Origin of the sequence: Listeria sp. PSOL-1 (genome assembly GCF_902806445.1) — a bacterium.
In the GTDB taxonomy this organism is placed as follows: domain Bacteria; phylum Bacillota; class Bacilli; order Lactobacillales; family Listeriaceae; genus Listeria.
In genome coordinates this window covers 1,370,291-1,388,078 of record NZ_LR760298.1, presented here as the reverse complement: position 1 = coordinate 1,388,078, position 17,788 = coordinate 1,370,291, and the positions used below count along the sequence as shown (strand labels likewise).

Genomic DNA, 17,788 nt, shown 5'->3' with positions numbered 1-17,788 from the left:
CGTCATTAAAATTTGAAAAAGTTTAATTTTCACCCTTTTTATGAGATTTTAGCTTGTTATCATGAATTTTTTCAGGTAAAGGAGTGAGTAGTCGTGGAAATGGGTGATTTTTCTAACTCATTAATGAATCAAGTTGGCTTGTTAAAAGGGGAAAAAGAGCTGATTAATGCTTTTGTTGAATGCTACATGACAATGCTCCTAGAAAAAAGAAAAATCGAAATGCTAAAAATAGAGATCGACCATGCTCTTGAACATAGGAATAAACAGAAATTTGTACAACTTACAAATCATTTGTTTGAAGTTGAAAAGGAAATGCTGGATTTTGAATGAGTTTTATGAAAAACTAAGGTAGTGGAATATGCCTTAGTTTTTTTATGTTGAAAAAACGTTTTTTGAGTAAAAAAAGCATTAAAAAAAAGAATGGACGAAATTGACAAAGTAAGTTAAAATGAAAAAAAGCAAACAAACGTTCGGAGTTGAGGGTTGATGTTACAATTAATTACTGGTGAAGCAGGCAGTGGAAAAACAACTAATATGATTCAAGATATTAAGCAAAAAACAGAGACCGATTCTAAAACTCAAATCATCATCATCGTACCAGAACAAATGACATTCCAGATGGAAACCTATTTCCTAGATAAAGCTTCTTTTAAAGGAATGATGAATGTCCAAGTATATAGTTTTAGTCGCTTAGCTTTTCGTGTATTGCAAGAAACAGGGGGCCTTTCTAACACATTTTTAACTAATACCGGAATGGAAATGCTAGTTAAGCAGGTGCTTTTTGAGGAACAAGATTGGCTTAAGCTATTTACAAAATCTGCTAACAAAAAAGGTTTTTGTAAGGAATTGCTCACTTTATTTAAAGAAATGAAACAATATGAAGTCACAGATGATGCACTAGCGAGTACTACAGGAGATAAAGGCATCCGTGAGAAAGTAAGAGATGTCGCTTATATCTATCAAAAGTATCAAGAAAAACTATTTGGGAAATACCTTGAACAAGAAGACTATTTAAGATTATTTAGTGAACAAATTCAAGAGAGTGAATATATACAAAATGCGTATATTTATATTGACGGTTTTGATTATTTTTCAACACAAGAATTAACAGTCATCGGACAATTACTTAGCGCTGCTAAAGAAGTCATACTATCGCTTACACTTCGCAGCCATCAAGCGTCAAGTGAATATGACATGTTTCAATTAAATTTAGAAACGATGCAATCCATACGTGAATTAGCGCTAAAAGCAAATATTCCTGAGAAACAAGCCATCCACTTAAGCGAAAGCAAGAAAGAACAAGCACAAGGGATTAAACAATTAGTGCAAACTTGGGGAAGTAATTATTTTTCTGTTAACCAAGAAACGGCAGGACTTCATCTACATCAAGCTAATAACCGACGCTCAGAGCTTGAAGGGATCGCTCGAGAAATACGGAGATTGGTTATGTCTGAGCAATATCAATATCGTGATATTGCGCTTTTAATAAGGAACAATGAAGATTATGATACATTAATCGAACCTATTATGGAAGCTGAAGAAATTCCTTATTTTTTTGATAAAAAACGTTCAATGGCCAAACATCCACTTATCGAATTTATTCGTTCTAGTTTAGATGCAATAAGGTGGAATTGGCAATATGATTATATTTTTCAGGCGGTAAGAACTGAGTTTTTTAATCCAATCCATGAAGATAATGTATCTTTTCGCAGCAAAGTAGATTTATTTGAAAATTATCTACTAGAAAATGGAATTTACAATAAAAGTCGATGGTTTCAAAGTGAAAAATGGTACTACCGTAAAATTCGTGGTTTAGTTACAAAGATAGGAGTTCAAACGGATGAAGAGCTAGCAGTTGAGGCTACTTTAGCTAAAGTTAGAAAAAGTATAGAAGAGCCATTATTATTTTTAGAAAAAGGAATGAGTTCTAAAAAAACGGGACGAGAACTGGCTACTTTATTATATGATTATCTAATATTAGTTGACGCCCCCAATCATCTGGAACAACGACGCGAAAAAGCAGAAGAAGAGGGGTTACTTGAATTAGCTAAAGAACATGAGCAAGCTTGGAATTCTGTCATAACATTGTTGGATGAACTTGTTGATCTCCAAGGGGATTCGGAGATGATGAGTGAGGAGTTTTGTGATCTTGTTCAAACCGGACTGGAAGCAATGGAATTTTCTCTTCTTCCACCGGCGATTGACCAACTTGTTATTTCAGATATTGCCAATGCTCGTTTACTAGATATGAAAGTTATTTTTGTTGCTGGGTTAAATGATGGTGTTTTACCAAGAAAAGTTCAGGAAGAAGGCATTTTTTCTAATCGAGATAGAGAAGTGCTTGAGGCACAGGGGATCCAGTTAAAGCCTAGCAATAAGAAGCTTTTTATGTATGAAGAGTTTATTGCTTATCGTATTTTTAGTTTGCCTCAAAATGAACTGTATTTAAGTTACCCAGCTGCTGACGAAGAAGGAAGAGTACTCGCTGAATCAACGTATTTACGCAAATTAAAATCTCAATTCCCCAATTTAAAAGAGGAAATCTATTTAACTGATCCTGCTCTTTTAAGTGAAAGCGAACAGAAAGAATATATTTCATCAAAAAAAGCAACACTTACACTTTTAACCAAGCAATTACAAAGGTATAAAAATGGTTATGCTATCCATGATATTTGGTGGGATATATATAATTATTTTATAGAACAAGATAATCTAGCCGTAAAAAAAGTATTAGCAGGATTAAACTATCAAAATAAAGTTATCTCACTTACTGAAAAAACAGCTACTGCGCTGTTTGGCGAAAAGATTCATGCTAGCGTTTCTAGAATGGAAAAGTTTTTTAGTTGTCAGTTTCAGCATTTTGCTCAATATGGACTGAAGCTTGAGGAGAGGGCGACTTACCAATTACAGCCAGTGGATATTGGTGAAGTTTTTCATGGGGCAATGGAATGGATTTCAGTAAAGTTAGAAGAAATGTCCATCGATTGGGGAGATCTTGATGCTTCTGATTGCGAAACACTTGCTACACAGGCAATGAATTATTTAGCTCCTAAATTACAACATGAAATTTTATTAAGTTCGAATAGAATGGCATATATTAAATATAAGTTGTTAAATATTATTACTCGAACGACGAAGGTGCTAAATGAACAAGCCAAAATCAGTGGATTTAAGCCAATTGGATTAGAAATTAATTTTGGTTTGGGTGGAAAGATTCCGCCAATGAAAATCCCTCTCAAGCAAAATCATGAATTATTATTACAAGGTAGAATTGACCGAATTGATCAAGCGGAAAGCGAAGGAAGAGCCTTTTTACGAATTATCGATTATAAGTCAAGTGCTCATGATTTATCGCTTCCAGCAGTTTATTATGGAATTTCTTTACAAATGTTAACATATCTAGATGTGGTGACTACAAATGCAGAAAAACTCGTTGGTAAAACTGCTGAACCAGCTGGTGTTCTCTATTTCCATATGCATAACCAGCGTATAAACGCTAGCCTTCCTTTAACAGATCAAGAATTGCAAAATGAACTTCAAAAAAGTTATCGTATGAAAGGCCTTATACTATCTGATCCAGTATCAGTTAATTTAATGGATGAAACATTAGAAAATGGGAAAAGCTCGCTTGTTGTACCAGCGGAATTAAAGAAAGATGGATTATTGAGTTCTCGTTCAAAAACAGCGACTAAAGAGCAGTTTGACCAATTACGACATTTTATTAGAGGGAAATATCAAGAAGCTGGCAACCAAATTTTAAACGGGAAAGTTTTTATTAATCCTTATAAATTACGTGACGCAACACCTTGCCATTTTTGTCCATTCCGTTCAGTTTGCCAATTTGATCCCGCGACAGGGAATGATCATTATCGTTACTTTAAAAATGAAAAACCATCTATCATATTAGAAAAAATGAAACATGAAGGAGATGATGGGAACCATGAAGCGTAATCCAATTCCAGAAATGCCAGTAGATGCTATTTGGACAAAGGAACAGTGGCGTGCTATTTTTGCTGAAGGACAAAATATTCTTGTAGCAGCAGCAGCAGGGTCGGGGAAAACAGCTGTTCTTGTTACAAGAATTATTGAGAAATTACGTAATGAAGCTGCTAATTTTAATGTAGATGAATTACTTATTGTCACTTTTACCAATGCTTCTGCTGCGGAAATGAAAAGTCGAATCGAGCACGCACTTGAATTAGAATTGGAAAAAACCCCTACTTCCGTTCATCTGCGAAAGCAAATTGCGCTTTTGAATAATGCATCCATTTCAACGCTGCATTCATTCTGTTTAGATCTCATTAAAAAATATTATTACCGAATCGAGATTGATCCTGATTTTCGGTTAATGGATTCTATTGAAACGGTTATGTTACGCGATGAAGTGCTGGATCAATTGCTTGAGAATGAATATGAAAAAACAAATAATGTTAACTTTTTTCATCTAGTTGATAGCATAACAAATGATCGAGGTGATCAGGCACTGTATGATTTAATTACTAATCTTTATGATTTTTCACGGGCAAACCCTAAACCAAATGAGTGGTTAAATCAAATCGTGCAAAGTTATAAAACGAATCAATTTAAGACGATTAAACAACTTACTTATTACCCGCTTATTGAAGAAGGCTTAACTGCCGGTCTAAACAAAGCCTTGAACCAATTAGAAATTGCTAAAAGAGCAGCAAATGAAACAAGGGGCCCTAGCCCGTATTTAGTTATCCTTGAAGATGATATTAATCAATTAGAACAACTTCATCGTGCATTCACGCTTTCATGGTCAGAAATGCAAGCCATCTGGTTAAATATATCATTCAAGCGCATACCAACACTTAAAAACAGAGAGGAATATGATGAAAATTTAATCAATCTAGCCAAAAAAGCGCGAGAAGAAGCTAAAAAAGAAGTGAATCAGTTAATTGATACCTTTTTTAAGCGAGAAGAGAAAAAATATTTAATGGATTTAGCTAATATGGAACAGGATGTAAGCATGTTGGTTCAATTGGTGGAGAAGTTTAGCAAGCAGTTTTCAAAGGCGAAACTGGAAAAAAGTGTTTTAGATTTTAGTGATTTAGAGCACTTGGCTTTACAAGTTTTAAGTGTTTATGATAATGGGGTTTATTGCCCTTCAGAAATTGCTGATCTTTTAAATGAGCAATATAAGGAAGTATTAATTGATGAATATCAAGATACAAATATGGTTCAAGAGACAATTCTTGCTTTAATTACAGATAAGAATGAGGCAACTGGTAATTGGTTTATGGTAGGAGATGTTAAGCAATCTATTTATCGTTTTCGTTTGGCTGAACCTAGCTTATTTATGTCAAAGTATAAACGTTATCAATTAGAGAGTGAAAAGACAGGTTTACGCATTGATTTGGCAAAGAATTTTCGTAGTCGAAAAGAGGTGCTTGATTTAACTAATTTTATTTTCACGCAAATCATGGACCATGAAGTAGGGGAAATTGATTATGATAAAACACAGGAATTAATCCTTGGTGCAGACTATCCAGATGATCCAAATCACGATACCGAACTACTTGTCATTGATATGCAAGACGATTCAGCAAATAGTGAAAATGAACTTGATCCACAAAGAATTCAAAAAGATGAGTTAGAAGCAAAAGCAATAGCTGAGAGAATTGATCGGTTAGTCAAAGATAAGTACCCAATTTACGATCAAAAAGAAAAGCAATATCGTCCAATCGAATATCGTGATATTGCAGTTCTTACACGTTCCATGTCGAATGCAACTTCTATTGAAGAAGCAATGAAAGAGCGTGAGTTACCTTTTTACGTTAATAGTAATACAGGTTATTTTGAAGCAACAGAAATAGCTACGATCATTTCTTTATTAAAAATTATCGATAATCCTTATCAGGATATCCCACTTGTGTCTGTTTTACGTTCTCCTATTGTTGGCTTAGATGAAGAAGCGCTAGGGCAAATTCGAGCAAGGGGGAAAAATGGTTATTATTTTGATGCGTTAAAAAAATACGCTAAAAGAGAAACCGATAGCATTGCACAAAAAGCTGGCGATTTCATTAAACAGTTAGATAGCTGGCGAGAATTATCTATTCGTGAAAATTTGGCTACATTAATTTGGCGAATTTATGATGAAACTTCTTTTTATGCTTTTGCTGGTGGCTTGCCAGGTGGGAAACAAAGACAAGCCAATTTGTTGGCGCTACATGATCGAGCAAGTCAATATGAAAAAACAGCTTTTAGAGGACTTTTCCGCTTTATTCGTTTTGTAGAACGCCTTGAATTGCGAAATGATGATTTGGGAACGGCTAAAACAGTAGGCGAAAAAGAAGATGTTGTGCGCATGATGACAATTCACTCTAGTAAGGGGCTTGAATTTCCAGTAGTCATTTTAGCAGGATTGAATCGTAAATTTAATATGCGTGACATTCATAGTAAAGTTTTACTTGATAAGGATTACGGATTTGCTGCTAATTATACAGATATTGAAAAAAGAATAACTTATCCAACTATCATGCAGCAAGCGATCCGGCAAAAGAAGCATCAAGAAATGATTGCAGAAGAAATGCGCGTCCTTTACGTCGCCTTGACAAGAGCAAAAGAAAAATTAATTCTAATCGGTATCGTTTCAGAATGGGAAAAAACATTACAATCATGGCTTAAAGTCTCAACACAAAAAAGCACCTTACTCCCTGCTAGCGAAAGAGGAAATGCGAAGACGTATTTGGATTGGATTGGGAAAAGTTTAGTTAGACATCCAACATTTTTTAATCAAATCGGATTAAAAAACAACACTTCTATCAATATCCTTACAACCGATGTGAAATTACAGATTCACGTACACCCAAAAGAAAAATATCTAGATGAAATCATCAAAAGTGATCCTCTCAAAAAGTTTAAGACAAACATTGAAACGTATAATCAAGTGCCAATAAACGGGATATACCATCAATACGTTAAGCAAGCATTGTCTTATAAGTATACTAAAAAAATCGCTACAGAAATCCGTTCAAAACAGTCTGTAACAGAATTAAAACGTCAGTTTTCCCTTCAAGATTCATGGAGTGACAATCGTTTTATTAAAAACTTACAACCTATTATCCTTGATCGTCCTAAGTTTTTACAAGAAGAAAAACTTTCATCGATAGAAATTGGAACGGCTATGCACACTGTTATGCAGTCGGTTCCGCTTAATAAGGCGCCAAGTATTGATGACCTAAAAGCGCTGTTACAAGAATTGGTAGATCGAGAAATGATTACAGAAGCGGAATATAAGGCGATAAAACTTTCACAAATTCTTGCTTTTTTTGAGACAAAACTAGGTGAAATCCTTCTTAATAATCATCAGCAGGTTAAAAGAGAAGTTCCTTTTAGTTATTTATTACCAGCGCAAAGAATTCATTCACAAGCAGCGGAAGGGGATAATATTTTAATTCAAGGTGTTGTTGATTGTCTTGTCGAATTGGAAGATACGATCCTATTAATTGATTATAAAACAGATCAAATTGATAGAAAGTTTATAAATGGTTGGCTAGAAGCTGAAAAGATCATGAGGGCTCGCTATAAAGTTCAAATTGAACTTTATAGCGAGGCAGTTTCTCAAATTACTGGTAAAACAGTAACAAAAGCTTATTTATACTTTTTTGATGGACAACATATTTGTGAATTTAGCGAGATATCGATTTAAAGCATATTCAATTATTTGATGATATACTATGAAACATAACGACATAGGAGAGGAATGTTAATGATGTGGGCTTACTTTCATTTGTTTTCGTGGCTGGGGATCTTAATTTTAACGATCACAGCTTGGGGAATTTATGCAAAATCAATTAAAGGTTTTAAAGTATTACAAATGATCGATCGAGTGTTTTACCTTTTTATTATTTTTAGTGGAATCATGATGTTAGGAAATAGTTTTGCAACCAATTGGGTTCTTGCCATTCTAAAAATCCTATTAGGAATCATCGTTATTGGTATTGTAGAAATGCTCCTTAGTTTTCGTCAGCAACAAAAACCAACGATGCCATTTCTTATTCTGTTTTTCATTCTATTATTATTAACGATCTTACTTGGTTTTTATTTATCTGGTGGATACCCTGTATTCGACTAATAGGATCGAAACAAAGTAAAAATGCAGATTTTGACAAATTTCCAAGGCGCTGCTATTATATGGCAGCTGCTTGATTTCTACTGTCAAAATCTGCACATTGGAAGTATTTGGTCAGTTTGTCAGGTGTTGATCAACATTTTATAAATGAAGGCGTTCTTCGAGATAAACGGCAATACCATCCTCTTCATTAGAAAGTGTAATTTCATTTGCTATACTTTTGGCCTCTGGTGTCGCATTTCCCATCGCAACGCCAATACCAGCATAATCTAGCATTTGCAAATCATTATTTTCATCACCAAAGGCAATAATATCGCGTTGATGAATTCCAAGTGTTTTAGCAGCTACACGAATTCCAATTGCTTTATGAATCCCATGCTTTACAACTTCAACAGCAGGCCAGCTTGCTCCCCAAGTGTGATAAGAGATGACATGCGATAACGATTGATCCAGATGATTACTAATTAAGCTAAGTTCTTTTTCTTTACCAAAAAAAAGCAGGGAAGTAGCATCAGCTTGAATGTTTTTCCGTAAATCGCCAATAAAGATTTTATTAACACCAGCGTGAAATGTTGCAGGGATGCTGTCATTTTTTTCTTTTAAAAATACATTGTCCTCTACTTCAGCAGCGATATTCGAGAGTGGGAATTGGGTTGTAAAGTCAAGTAACTCACGAACAATAGCTAGATCAATCGCGTGATGGTAGTTTTCTTTATAGTGCTTATCATGAGGATGATGAAGGACTGCCCCATTGAAGTTAACAATAGGCGTTGTCAGATTTAAAGCTTGGTAATACTGAGAACTAAGGCGATATGGTCTACCTGTTGCAATCATGACTTCATGCCCAGAAAGCCGAGCCTTTTTCAATGTTTCTTGTGTACGAATAGAGATCGTTTGGTTTTCCTTAAGTGCTGTACCATCTAAGTCAAGTACGATTAATTTTTTATCCATTATAAACTCCTTTTATGAGATATCATTATTTCGTATTTATATACATCCATGATAGAACAAATCGAAGTCATTTGTAAATGGTTGTAGCAAATATAATCGAAAGGAAGTAGTGAAATGATTCAAGTTTACAATGAAAAAATCGCTTCTATTCCCATATTGCATATCGTTTCCAAAGAGAAAGCGGAACAAAAAACACCAACTATTTTTTTCTATCATGGTTTCCGTTCGCAAAAAGAGCTTTACTTACATTATGGTTATCTGTTAGCGCAGAGAGGATTTCGTGTTATTTTACCTGATGCAAAATTTCACGGAGAAAGAAGGGAAGGGGCGACTGATACTCAGCAAGCTACTTATTTTTGGGATATTGTGGAAGCAAATATTAACGAATTAGTTACTTTAAAAAAGGAGCTAAACGATCGTCTACTTATTGAGCCAACACGAATTGGTGTAGGAGGCGTTTCGATGGGAGCAATTACCTCCTTAGGCATGCTTGCTAAATATCAATGGATCAAGGTGGCCGTTAGTCTGATGGGGAGTGCTTATTATGGTCATTTTGCTACCACACTTGCTAGTGAAGCGAAAAAAAATGGTCTCGACTTGCCCTTCGATGTAAAAGAAAGAATTGCTTTACTAAATCCATATGATTTAAGTGAACAACTTGAGAAACTGGATGAGCGGCCACTATATTTATGGCATGGTAAAGAAGATCAAGTTGTTCCTTTTGCGTATAGTGAAAGGCTTTATCAAGCGCTTGATAAAGCAGGAATGGCGAATAATGTTAAATTTGCTATCGATGAAAAAGCAAAACATAAAGTTTCCATTGAAGGGATTTTAGAAGGCGTAGCTTTTTTTGAAAAATATCTTTAAAAGAGGCAGTGAAAATGATTCTCAAATATGATACAATAAATTGACAAATAAAAACAGGAGGTTCAACTGCATGGATGAGGAGCTAAAAGAGAATATCCTTGGTGCTTTAGAGCAAGTTATTGATCCTGAACTGGGGATTGATATTGTTAACATTGGTTTAGTCTATGATGTTGATTTAGATGAAGATGGTATTTGTACCGTTACAATGACACTTACGACGATGGGATGCCCGCTTGCTGGTGTTTTAACAGATCAGGTGCATGCAGCGCTTAGTGACATTCCAGAAGTGAAAGATACAAATGTCAACATTGTGTGGAATCCACCGTGGACAAAAGAAAGAATGTCCCGTTATGCAAAAATTGCTTTAGGAATTCGCTAATCAAACAAGAGTTCAGGCGATTTAGCTCTATTTTTTAAGAAAATACGATTTAAAAAGATCGCATAGGTACAACATTTCGCATACGATAAATCGAGCGAAAGTGTTTATATTTAAGAAGTTTGCCAGGAGCTAGGAGGGAGCGTACGATTGTACGTGAGTACCGGAAGTCTGGCAAACTTTTTCAATTGCGAGCAAGTTAAGTTGTTCGCCGATTTATCTCCTACATTCCTTTTTTTCGTACCAAAAAGTTGCTAAGCCGCGTATTTTCTTAGCTATAATAAAATTAGATTTTAATTTTATTTAGACTTAGCAAAAAAATATTTTATTTTTTTGCTAAATCCTCTTGATTTTTATTTCAATATCGTTTAATATATAAAAGTAACATTCAGGTGGTTATCCCTTCAAAAAAAATACACAGTTTGTTCTCTTGCTTTTTTTAATGAAAATAGTAAAATGTAAATATAAGGTTTGGTTCTTATTCCGATGAAAATGAAAAATCAATTTTTCACTTTCATGGGGATAAGACCCTATCATGGTTATAATGGATATCGGTGTTTCCATCTTCCAATCGATTAATTTTTATTAATCATCTGTTTAACACCGAACCATTATTTGTTTTCATTCATCTCATTTGCCATGTAGTTTTTGTTTATGCTTCATCCCGTTACGCATAAGCATCTAAACATGATGGCGACGCTGAATTTTTTATTCAGCGTATTTTTTTTGCCTAAAAAGAATGTGGAACACGAAACCAATGATTTCATGCTCCACATTCTTTTTTCAAAAATAAAAACTAATGATAAATCCGATAAAATTAGGAATAGCCATACAAAGTAGCATGATGCTCCACTTCATTTGTTTCTTGCGGTTTCCTCCGCTCCGTCCACCAAATGAAACAAAAGCAGAGCAGATGATTGAACCGATGACAAGGAGCATTGCCATATAAGAATATAATGTTGAAAGCGTATAGCTTGAGACAAAAGGACGAGCAATAAGTATTAAAAAAGCAATACCAATACCCGCAAAAAAGGATTTCCAGTACAACATAACGTCACTCATTTCTGCAACCTTTCAAAGGAGAAAGTTGTTTTAGGGTAAGCACTTTTAAAAGGATAACCTTAATGTGGTAAAAATGCTACTAAAATAAAGAACAAGAAGGCAATGGCGATTAAAAATCCATTTAGCTCATGCCATTTCTTTGTAAAGATTTTCAAGATGACATAAGAGATAAAACCGAATGCTAGGCCAATTGCGATACTTGAAGTAAGTGGCATTGCCAAAATAACAAGAAAGGCTGGGAATGCTTCGTCGAGTGAATCCCAGTTAATTTCTTTAACAGCACCAATCATCATGCTACCAACGATAATTAAGGCAGGGGCTGTTATTGCTGAGATACTTGAAACAGCTCCTACAAGCGGTGCAAAGAAAGCGGAGACCAAGAACAAGATGGAGACAGTGAGTGTTGTTAATCCGGTTCTACCACCAGTAGCCACTCCGGCTGAGGATTCAACATAAGCACTTGTTGGTGTTGTACCAAAAATAGAACCGATTGTTGTTGAAACAGCATCCGCAAGTAAGGCCTGTTTTGCGTTAGGAAGCGACTCACCTTTCATTAATCCGGCTTTTTTAGCGACGCCAATCATTGTACCTGTTGTATCAAAAATTGTGATCAATAAAAAGGATAAGATGACTGCGTATAAACCATGCGTCATCACATCACCAAATGCATGAAGCGGATTGGTAAAAATAAATTCAGGCATTGGTGGCAATTTGATAATACCATCTGTAAATTTCAGTTCACCAGTAAAAAAAGAAATAATCGCTGTAATAATCATTCCAATGAAAAGTGCGCCTTTAACATTAAGGGCTAGTAAAATAAGTGTAACAAATAAGCCGATAATCGCAAGTAAGGCTTCAGCAGAATGTAAATCACCAAGTCCAACTAGATTAGAATTATTTTGGACAATAATGCCTGTCATTCGGAATCCTAGAAAAGCGATAAAAAGGCCAATACCAGCTGTAATTCCTGCTTTTAAATTATGTGGGATTGCGGTAATAATTTTTTCTCGGATGGGTGTGAGTGAAAGCAATAAAAAGATAACACCAGCAACAAACACAGCAGCAAAAGCAATGGAGTAGTCAAGTTTTTGCGTTGTTACAACGGTAACAAAATAAGCATTCATACCAAGTCCCGGTGCAATAGCAATAGGGTAGTTAGCGAAAAGTGCCATCCAAAGCGTTCCGATAACAGTTGAAATAATGGTAGCCATAAAAACGGTGTTAAATGGAACCCCTGCTGCAGAAAGGATCGCTGGATTGACAACAACAATATAGACCATCGTTAAAAATGTAGTGAAGCCAGAAATAACTTCTGTTTTAGCATCTGTTCCACTAGCTTTTAATTGAAACATAAGAATAATACACTCCTTTTGGCATTATTTACGAACAATAACCAATACATATTACATATTATTCGTTTTTAAAATAAATTGCAAGCTTTTCTAATGATTTTTTAGAAATAAGTGATATTTTTTGCTATGATAGAAATAAGTAAAATGAATAGCAATAGGAGGAACGTGATGAAAGCAATTGTATTTGATTTTGATGGAACAATGATTGATACGGAAAATTTATGGCATCAAATCACGATGGATTATATTAAAGAAGCTTATGGGATCGATTTACCAAATGAAGTTTACGAGTCAATTATTGGTACTTCTGAAGAGCCGCTACATGACTATATGCAAACAGAGACGAATGGCAAGTTTGATTCAGCTGCATTTACAAGGCATGTTAGTAATGAAATTCATAGCATGCGTGATGAGCTTGTGCTTCGTGAAGGGGTTATGCGAATATTTGATTATGCTACTCAGAGGCGGTTTAAAATTGGTTTAGCGACAAGCTCGACTCGTGAATGGGTAATGCCTGTTTTAAAGCGTTTTGGCTTATTAGAGCGCTTTGATACGATTCAAACTGCTGATGATGTTATCGAGATTAAACCAGACCCTGCACTTTATTTACAAGCTGCCAATGAATTAGGAGTGAAGCCTACAGATGCTTATGCGATAGAAGATTCTTTAAATGGTGCAAAAGCAGCACTTAAAGCAGGATACCATGTAATTGTTGTACCGAATGAAGCGACGAAAAATATTCATTTTCCAGATGAAGTCACTTCTTTTGATCAATTTGATGATATTGAGCTAGAAAAAACTTTTCAATAAAAAAAGAAGAGTCCAGAATACATGTGATTTAGCTCTAATTTTTAAGGAAATGAAGTGTAGATGCTACATTTCGAACACGAAAAATCGAGCGAAAGCATTTGTGTTTAAGGGGTTTACCATGCTTCTGGTTCTGGCAAACTCCTTAAATACAAATGCTTGTCGCCGATTTGTTTTGTTTATTTCCCAGACTTCTTTAGTTAGAAATTCAATTTTTCCAAACGATCAAAAGCTTCTTTAAGGGTGGGGATGTCTTGCGTTGCAGCAAGCCGGATATAGTGATCCCCACTGTCCCCAAATGCCAAACCTGGAACGACGAGAATTTGTGTTTCTTTAAGCAAGTATTCACTAAATGAAACGGAGTCCATCTGTGTAGCGCTAATGTTGATAAAGGCGTAAATAGAACCTTTTAGTGGATGAATAGACAGATAAGGAATGGTTTCAATCCGTTTTACGATATATTCAAGTCGTTTTTGAAATACATTTGTTACTTGCGGGATGAATTCCTCGGCATGATTCAATGCATAAATAGCAGCACGCTGAGATGGAGTTGGGGCAGAGTAGGTAATGCCTTCATTAATTAATTTTGCTGCTTCATTAACATAATCTGGTGCGATCATATAGCCTATCCGCCAACCAGTCATTGCGAAATTTTTTGATAGACTGCCGAAAGTAATGGTGTGTTTTGGCGCAAAAGTAGCCATTGGAAGAAATTTTTCATAAAAACTAAAACCATCATAAACTTCATCAGCAAGAATAAAAAAATCATACTTCTTGGCAAGTTGTGCAATTTTTAGTAACGTCTCTTTCGGAAAAACTGAGCCTGTAGGGTTGTTTGGCGAATTTAAAATAAGAGCTTTCGTTTTATTTGTTATTGCAGCTTCAAGAATATCCACATGAATAGCAAAGCCATTTTTTTCATAAGTAGGAATAAAAACGGGTGTGCCACCAGAGTTTAATACTTGCTCTTTGTAGGGAGAAAAATAAGGTTCATGAATAATAACTTCATCTCCTGGATCAAGAATAGTCTGCAAGGCCAGATACATACCATGTAATGCACCTACTGTTGCTCGAACTTCTTCTGGCTTAAAATCAAGATGATAAATACGCTTGAAAAAATGGATAATTGCGGTGATTAATTCGCTCTCTCCAGCCGATTCTGTATATTTTGTAGCACCATTTTGTACATCAGTAAATGCAGCAGCAGTAATGCGTTGATCAGTAATAAGATCAGGATCACCAATCGAGAGATCGATTAAATTTGGTGTTGTTTTAGCAAGCGTCCCAATATTAGCTAACAAATTAGGTGGTGTCATGTGATGTTTTTTGGCGATTTTATGAATTCCGACCATCATAAATCCCTCCTCAAACGAATTGTGTTATAAGATTATGCTAAAACTTTACCAAGAAAATCTTTTGTACGAGCATTTTCCGGCTGGTTAAAAATGTGCTCTGGTTTTCCTTCTTCTTGGATAATCCCTGCATCCATAAAGACAACTCGATCAGCCACTTCACGAGCAAATCCCATCTCATGTGTGACAACGACCATTGTCATGCCTTCTTTAGCGAGGGATTTCATGACAGCGAGGACTTCGCCAACCATTTCAGGATCAAGTGCTGAAGTAGGTTCATCGAAAAGCATAACATCTGGTTTCATAGCGAGTGCGCGAGCAATTGCGACACGTTGCTGTTGACCTCCTGATAAACTAGCAGGATAACTTGTTGCTTTCTCTTTGAGCCCTACTTTTGCAAGTAGTTGTAACGCATGTTCACGTGTAGCATTTGCGGCTTCATGTTTAACTTTGAGTGGAGCAAGCATTAAGTTTTCCAAAACAGTTTTGTGTGGAAATAAATTAAACTGTTGAAAAACCATGCCCATATGCTGGCGTAATGTGTTGATATTTGTTGATTTAGCTAGTAAATCTTCACCTTCAAATTCAATCTGCCCATTTGTTGGCATCTCTAGTAGATTAAGGCAGCGTAAAAATGTACTTTTACCGCTTCCAGAAGGGCCAATAACGACGACAACTTCGCCTGTTGCAATTTCTAAATTAATGCCTTTTAAGACTTCATTTTTTCCAAAGTATTTATGCAAATTAGTTACTTTAATCACTAGTTCTCATTCTCCTTTCGGCAAGACCGAGTAGTCTAGATAGTGTAAATGTGAGTACGAAATAAATAAGTGATGTTAACATCAATGGAATAAACGGTTTAAAGCTAGCACCTTGAACTACCCCTGTCATAAACATAAGTTCACTAACACCAATAATGGAAACGACGGAGGATTCTTTAATGACTGTAACAAACTCATTTCCAAGAGCTGGTAAAATGTTTTTAATGGCTTGTGGTAAAATGATATAACGCATGCTAGCTGAATGGGTCATACCAAGAGAACGGGCAGCTTCCATTTGTCCTTTATTTACAGCAGCAATCCCTGCACGGATGATTTCTGCAACATAAGCCGCACTATTTAATGAAAGAGCGATACATCCAGAGACGAAAGCCGAGATATTCAATCCGAGAAGCTGAGTTCCAAAGAAAACCATAAAAATTTGGACAAGAAGTGGAGTACCACGGATAAACTCAATATACCACGTAGCTGGCCAACGTAACCATCTTGTTTTTGCCAGTTTCATTAAGGCGAATAGCGCACCAATTAGTGCACCAGCCAATACGCCAATAGCAGCAAGAGCTATCGTAAATAACGTTCCTTTAATAAAATACTGTCCATATTGGGCGAAGAAACCACTTTTTTGGAACATTAATTTATTAGCTTCTGCCTGATATTTTGGAAAAAGGTGTTGATTGTCGATTTGTTTGATTGTACGATTAACTTGTTTTTTTAGTGCTGTAGCATTTTTAGGCATAGCTATAGCCGTTTGTTTTGAACCGTTTGCGAATTTAACATCGGAAATTTTAAGTGTTTTGTCTTGGCTAACATAAGCGTCTGCTACAGGGCCCTCTAAAATAACCGCATCGATTTTATTGCTTTTTAAGTTAAGTAGTAGATCAGGTACTTTTTGAAGAGCGACTACATTAGAGCCAGTTAATTCGTTTTCTGCTAGTTCCTCTTGTGTTGTTTGTTTTTGAGCGCCAACTTTTCGTCCGTTAAAATCACTTGGCTGTTTGAGTTTATCTTTATCTGCTTCGCGAATAATCGCTTTTTGTTCAACAGTCATGTAAGGATCTGAAAAAGCAACTTCTTTTAAGCGTTCAGGTGTAGGTGACATACCAGAGACAATCATATCAATTTTACCGGTCTTAAGTGCACCAAGTAAACTGTCAAAACCCATTTCACTGATGACGAGCTTAACGTGTAAATTATCAGCAATTTTTTGGGCAATTGAAATATCAAAACCAACAATTTTATCTTTTCCTTTAATCGTTTGATGAAATTCATAAGGAGGATAATCAGCGGATAGGCCAACTACGAGTGTGCCTTTTTCTTTGATATGGTTTAAAGAATCATCATTCGCCTTCACTCCTTGTGGTAAGAAGATGCTAAGTATAAGTAAAATACAGCAGAATAAGACAGTTTGCTTTATTATTATTTTTGTGCAGATCATGAACACAGCTCCTTTTTTATTTAGCAAATAATATATTATAATAATACATTTAAATGATTAAATATGCAACACTTTTTTTAAAACAAAATCGGCAACTTGCTTTTAAGTTGCCGATCCTGCTCTTAAAATTCAGTTTTAAATAATTTTTGAATAAAATAAAGTAGAAAAAATAAGCTATCGGGCACATTTGTGTTTTCATCAAAAATATCAATCTTGATAAAAGTCTTTCCCTCTGTATTCAGAAATTGATGAAGGCTTGCACTTTTTCTGTTATGAAAAAATAGTAAATATTCATCGTCTGGAGCTTTCTGAATGAAATCAATGGGGAAGTCTGTTGCTTTGGTGGTAATATGGCGACTATTTTGATGATCAGAAATTTCTTCAAAGATAATATGCTGATGATTTTCTTTATCATGGTAAATAACAGAAGCACCATCGCGGCCAAGCCAGCCAATTTCGAGTGTGACCGTAGCTAAATCTTTAGTTTGAGAAGAAAAAATATTGTTATTCTTGCTAAATATAATCCCTGAAGCTTGTTTTATAATTTCACCAACAGGTTCGCTCTGTTCATCTAAAATGGTAATGGGCTGATTTTTACGAAAGTGTTTTGGTTTTTCAAAAAAATAACTATTCATGACTTTCTCCTCCTCTTTGCATCTTTTTCCCCAAACTCTTCTTTAGAAAACAAAAAACGGAGAAAGCACTTATTTTT

14 protein-coding genes are annotated in these 17,788 nt (G+C 35.3%); 7 read left to right on the top strand and 7 right to left on the bottom strand.

The genetic code is table 11. From position 1 onward, the window contains the following. Positions 1 to 93 precede the first annotated feature (93 nt). The 4 genes from G6Q10_RS06740 to G6Q10_RS06725 all read left to right on the top strand — a co-directional run bounded on the left by G6Q10_RS06740 (position 94) and on the right by G6Q10_RS06725 (position 8,098). Positions 94 to 330 (top strand): IDEAL domain-containing protein, encoded by a 237-nt coding sequence (locus G6Q10_RS06740; protein WP_163654497.1) that lies wholly within the window; start codon positions 94 to 96, stop codon positions 328 to 330. A 156-nt stretch (positions 331 to 486) separates the two neighbouring features. After that, on the top strand, positions 487 to 3,951 hold the full coding sequence (gene addB / locus G6Q10_RS06735) for a helicase-exonuclease AddAB subunit AddB (RefSeq protein WP_370519519.1): 3,465 nt from the start codon (positions 487 to 489) through the stop codon (positions 3,949 to 3,951). Beyond that, positions 3,941 to 7,672, top strand: a complete 3,732-nt coding sequence (gene addA, locus G6Q10_RS06730; protein ID WP_163654493.1) for a helicase-exonuclease AddAB subunit AddA — start codon at positions 3,941 to 3,943, stop codon at positions 7,670 to 7,672. The genes addB and addA overlap by 11 nt, the downstream gene beginning before the upstream one ends. A 63-nt stretch (positions 7,673 to 7,735) precedes the next feature. Further along, a complete protein-coding gene (locus tag G6Q10_RS06725) occupies positions 7,736 to 8,098 on the top strand; it encodes a DUF1516 family protein (protein WP_163655791.1) in 363 nt (120 codons plus the stop codon). A gap of 138 nt (positions 8,099 to 8,236) precedes the next feature. Here the strand turns inward: G6Q10_RS06725 and G6Q10_RS06720 are convergent, their stop codons facing one another. Continuing rightward, complete coding sequence (locus G6Q10_RS06720; protein ID WP_163654491.1) at positions 8,237 to 9,046, bottom strand: Cof-type HAD-IIB family hydrolase; 810 nt, start codon at positions 9,044 to 9,046, stop codon at positions 8,237 to 8,239. A gap of 114 nt (positions 9,047 to 9,160) precedes the next feature. Here G6Q10_RS06720 and yjfP point away from each other — a divergent pair, with 114 nt between their 5' ends. Then, entirely contained in the window at positions 9,161 to 9,913 is a 753-nt protein-coding gene (yjfP, locus tag G6Q10_RS06715) for an esterase (protein WP_163654489.1), read from the top strand. Between the two features lie 70 nt (positions 9,914 to 9,983). Then, positions 9,984 to 10,292: a metal-sulfur cluster assembly factor gene (locus tag G6Q10_RS06710; RefSeq protein WP_163654487.1), complete on the top strand. Its 309-nt coding sequence runs from the start codon at positions 9,984 to 9,986 to the stop codon at positions 10,290 to 10,292. 780 nt (positions 10,293 to 11,072) lie between these two features. Here G6Q10_RS06710 and G6Q10_RS06705 read toward each other — a convergent pair. Continuing rightward, the gene (locus tag G6Q10_RS06705) at positions 11,073 to 11,336 is read right to left on the bottom strand and encodes a hypothetical protein (RefSeq protein ID WP_163655789.1); all 264 of its coding nucleotides are present in this window, start codon (positions 11,334 to 11,336) and stop codon (positions 11,073 to 11,075) included. A gap of 74 nt (positions 11,337 to 11,410) precedes the next feature. Continuing rightward, on the bottom strand, positions 11,411 to 12,703 hold the full coding sequence (locus tag G6Q10_RS06700; protein ID WP_163654485.1) for an NCS2 family permease: 1,293 nt from the start codon (positions 12,701 to 12,703) through the stop codon (positions 11,411 to 11,413). A 168-nt stretch (positions 12,704 to 12,871) separates the two neighbouring features. Between G6Q10_RS06700 and G6Q10_RS06695 the strand changes: the two genes are divergently transcribed. Further along, positions 12,872 to 13,513, top strand: coding sequence for an HAD family hydrolase (locus G6Q10_RS06695; RefSeq protein WP_163654483.1), 642 nt, complete (start codon positions 12,872 to 12,874; stop codon positions 13,511 to 13,513). A gap of 197 nt (positions 13,514 to 13,710) precedes the next feature. Here the strand turns inward: G6Q10_RS06695 and G6Q10_RS06690 are convergent, their stop codons facing one another. From G6Q10_RS06690 to G6Q10_RS06675, 4 genes are all read right to left on the bottom strand, one after another. Continuing rightward, positions 13,711 to 14,862 carry a pyridoxal phosphate-dependent aminotransferase gene (locus G6Q10_RS06690; protein WP_163655787.1) on the bottom strand — a complete coding sequence of 384 codons (1,152 nt, stop codon included), beginning with the start codon at positions 14,860 to 14,862 and terminating at the stop codon, positions 13,711 to 13,713. Positions 14,863 to 14,897: 35 nt separating this feature from the next. Next, entirely contained in the window at positions 14,898 to 15,623 is a 726-nt protein-coding gene (locus G6Q10_RS06685) for an amino acid ABC transporter ATP-binding protein (RefSeq protein ID WP_163654481.1), read from the bottom strand. Then, a complete protein-coding gene (locus tag G6Q10_RS06680) occupies positions 15,616 to 17,076 on the bottom strand; it encodes an ABC transporter substrate-binding protein/permease (protein ID WP_163654478.1) in 1,461 nt (486 codons plus the stop codon). Before G6Q10_RS06680 ends, G6Q10_RS06685 begins: the two co-directional genes overlap by 8 nt. A gap of 122 nt (positions 17,077 to 17,198) precedes the next feature. Then, on the bottom strand, positions 17,199 to 17,711 hold the full coding sequence (locus G6Q10_RS06675) for a hypothetical protein (RefSeq protein ID WP_163654476.1): 513 nt from the start codon (positions 17,709 to 17,711) through the stop codon (positions 17,199 to 17,201). Between the last annotated feature and the right edge of the window lie 77 nt (positions 17,712 to 17,788).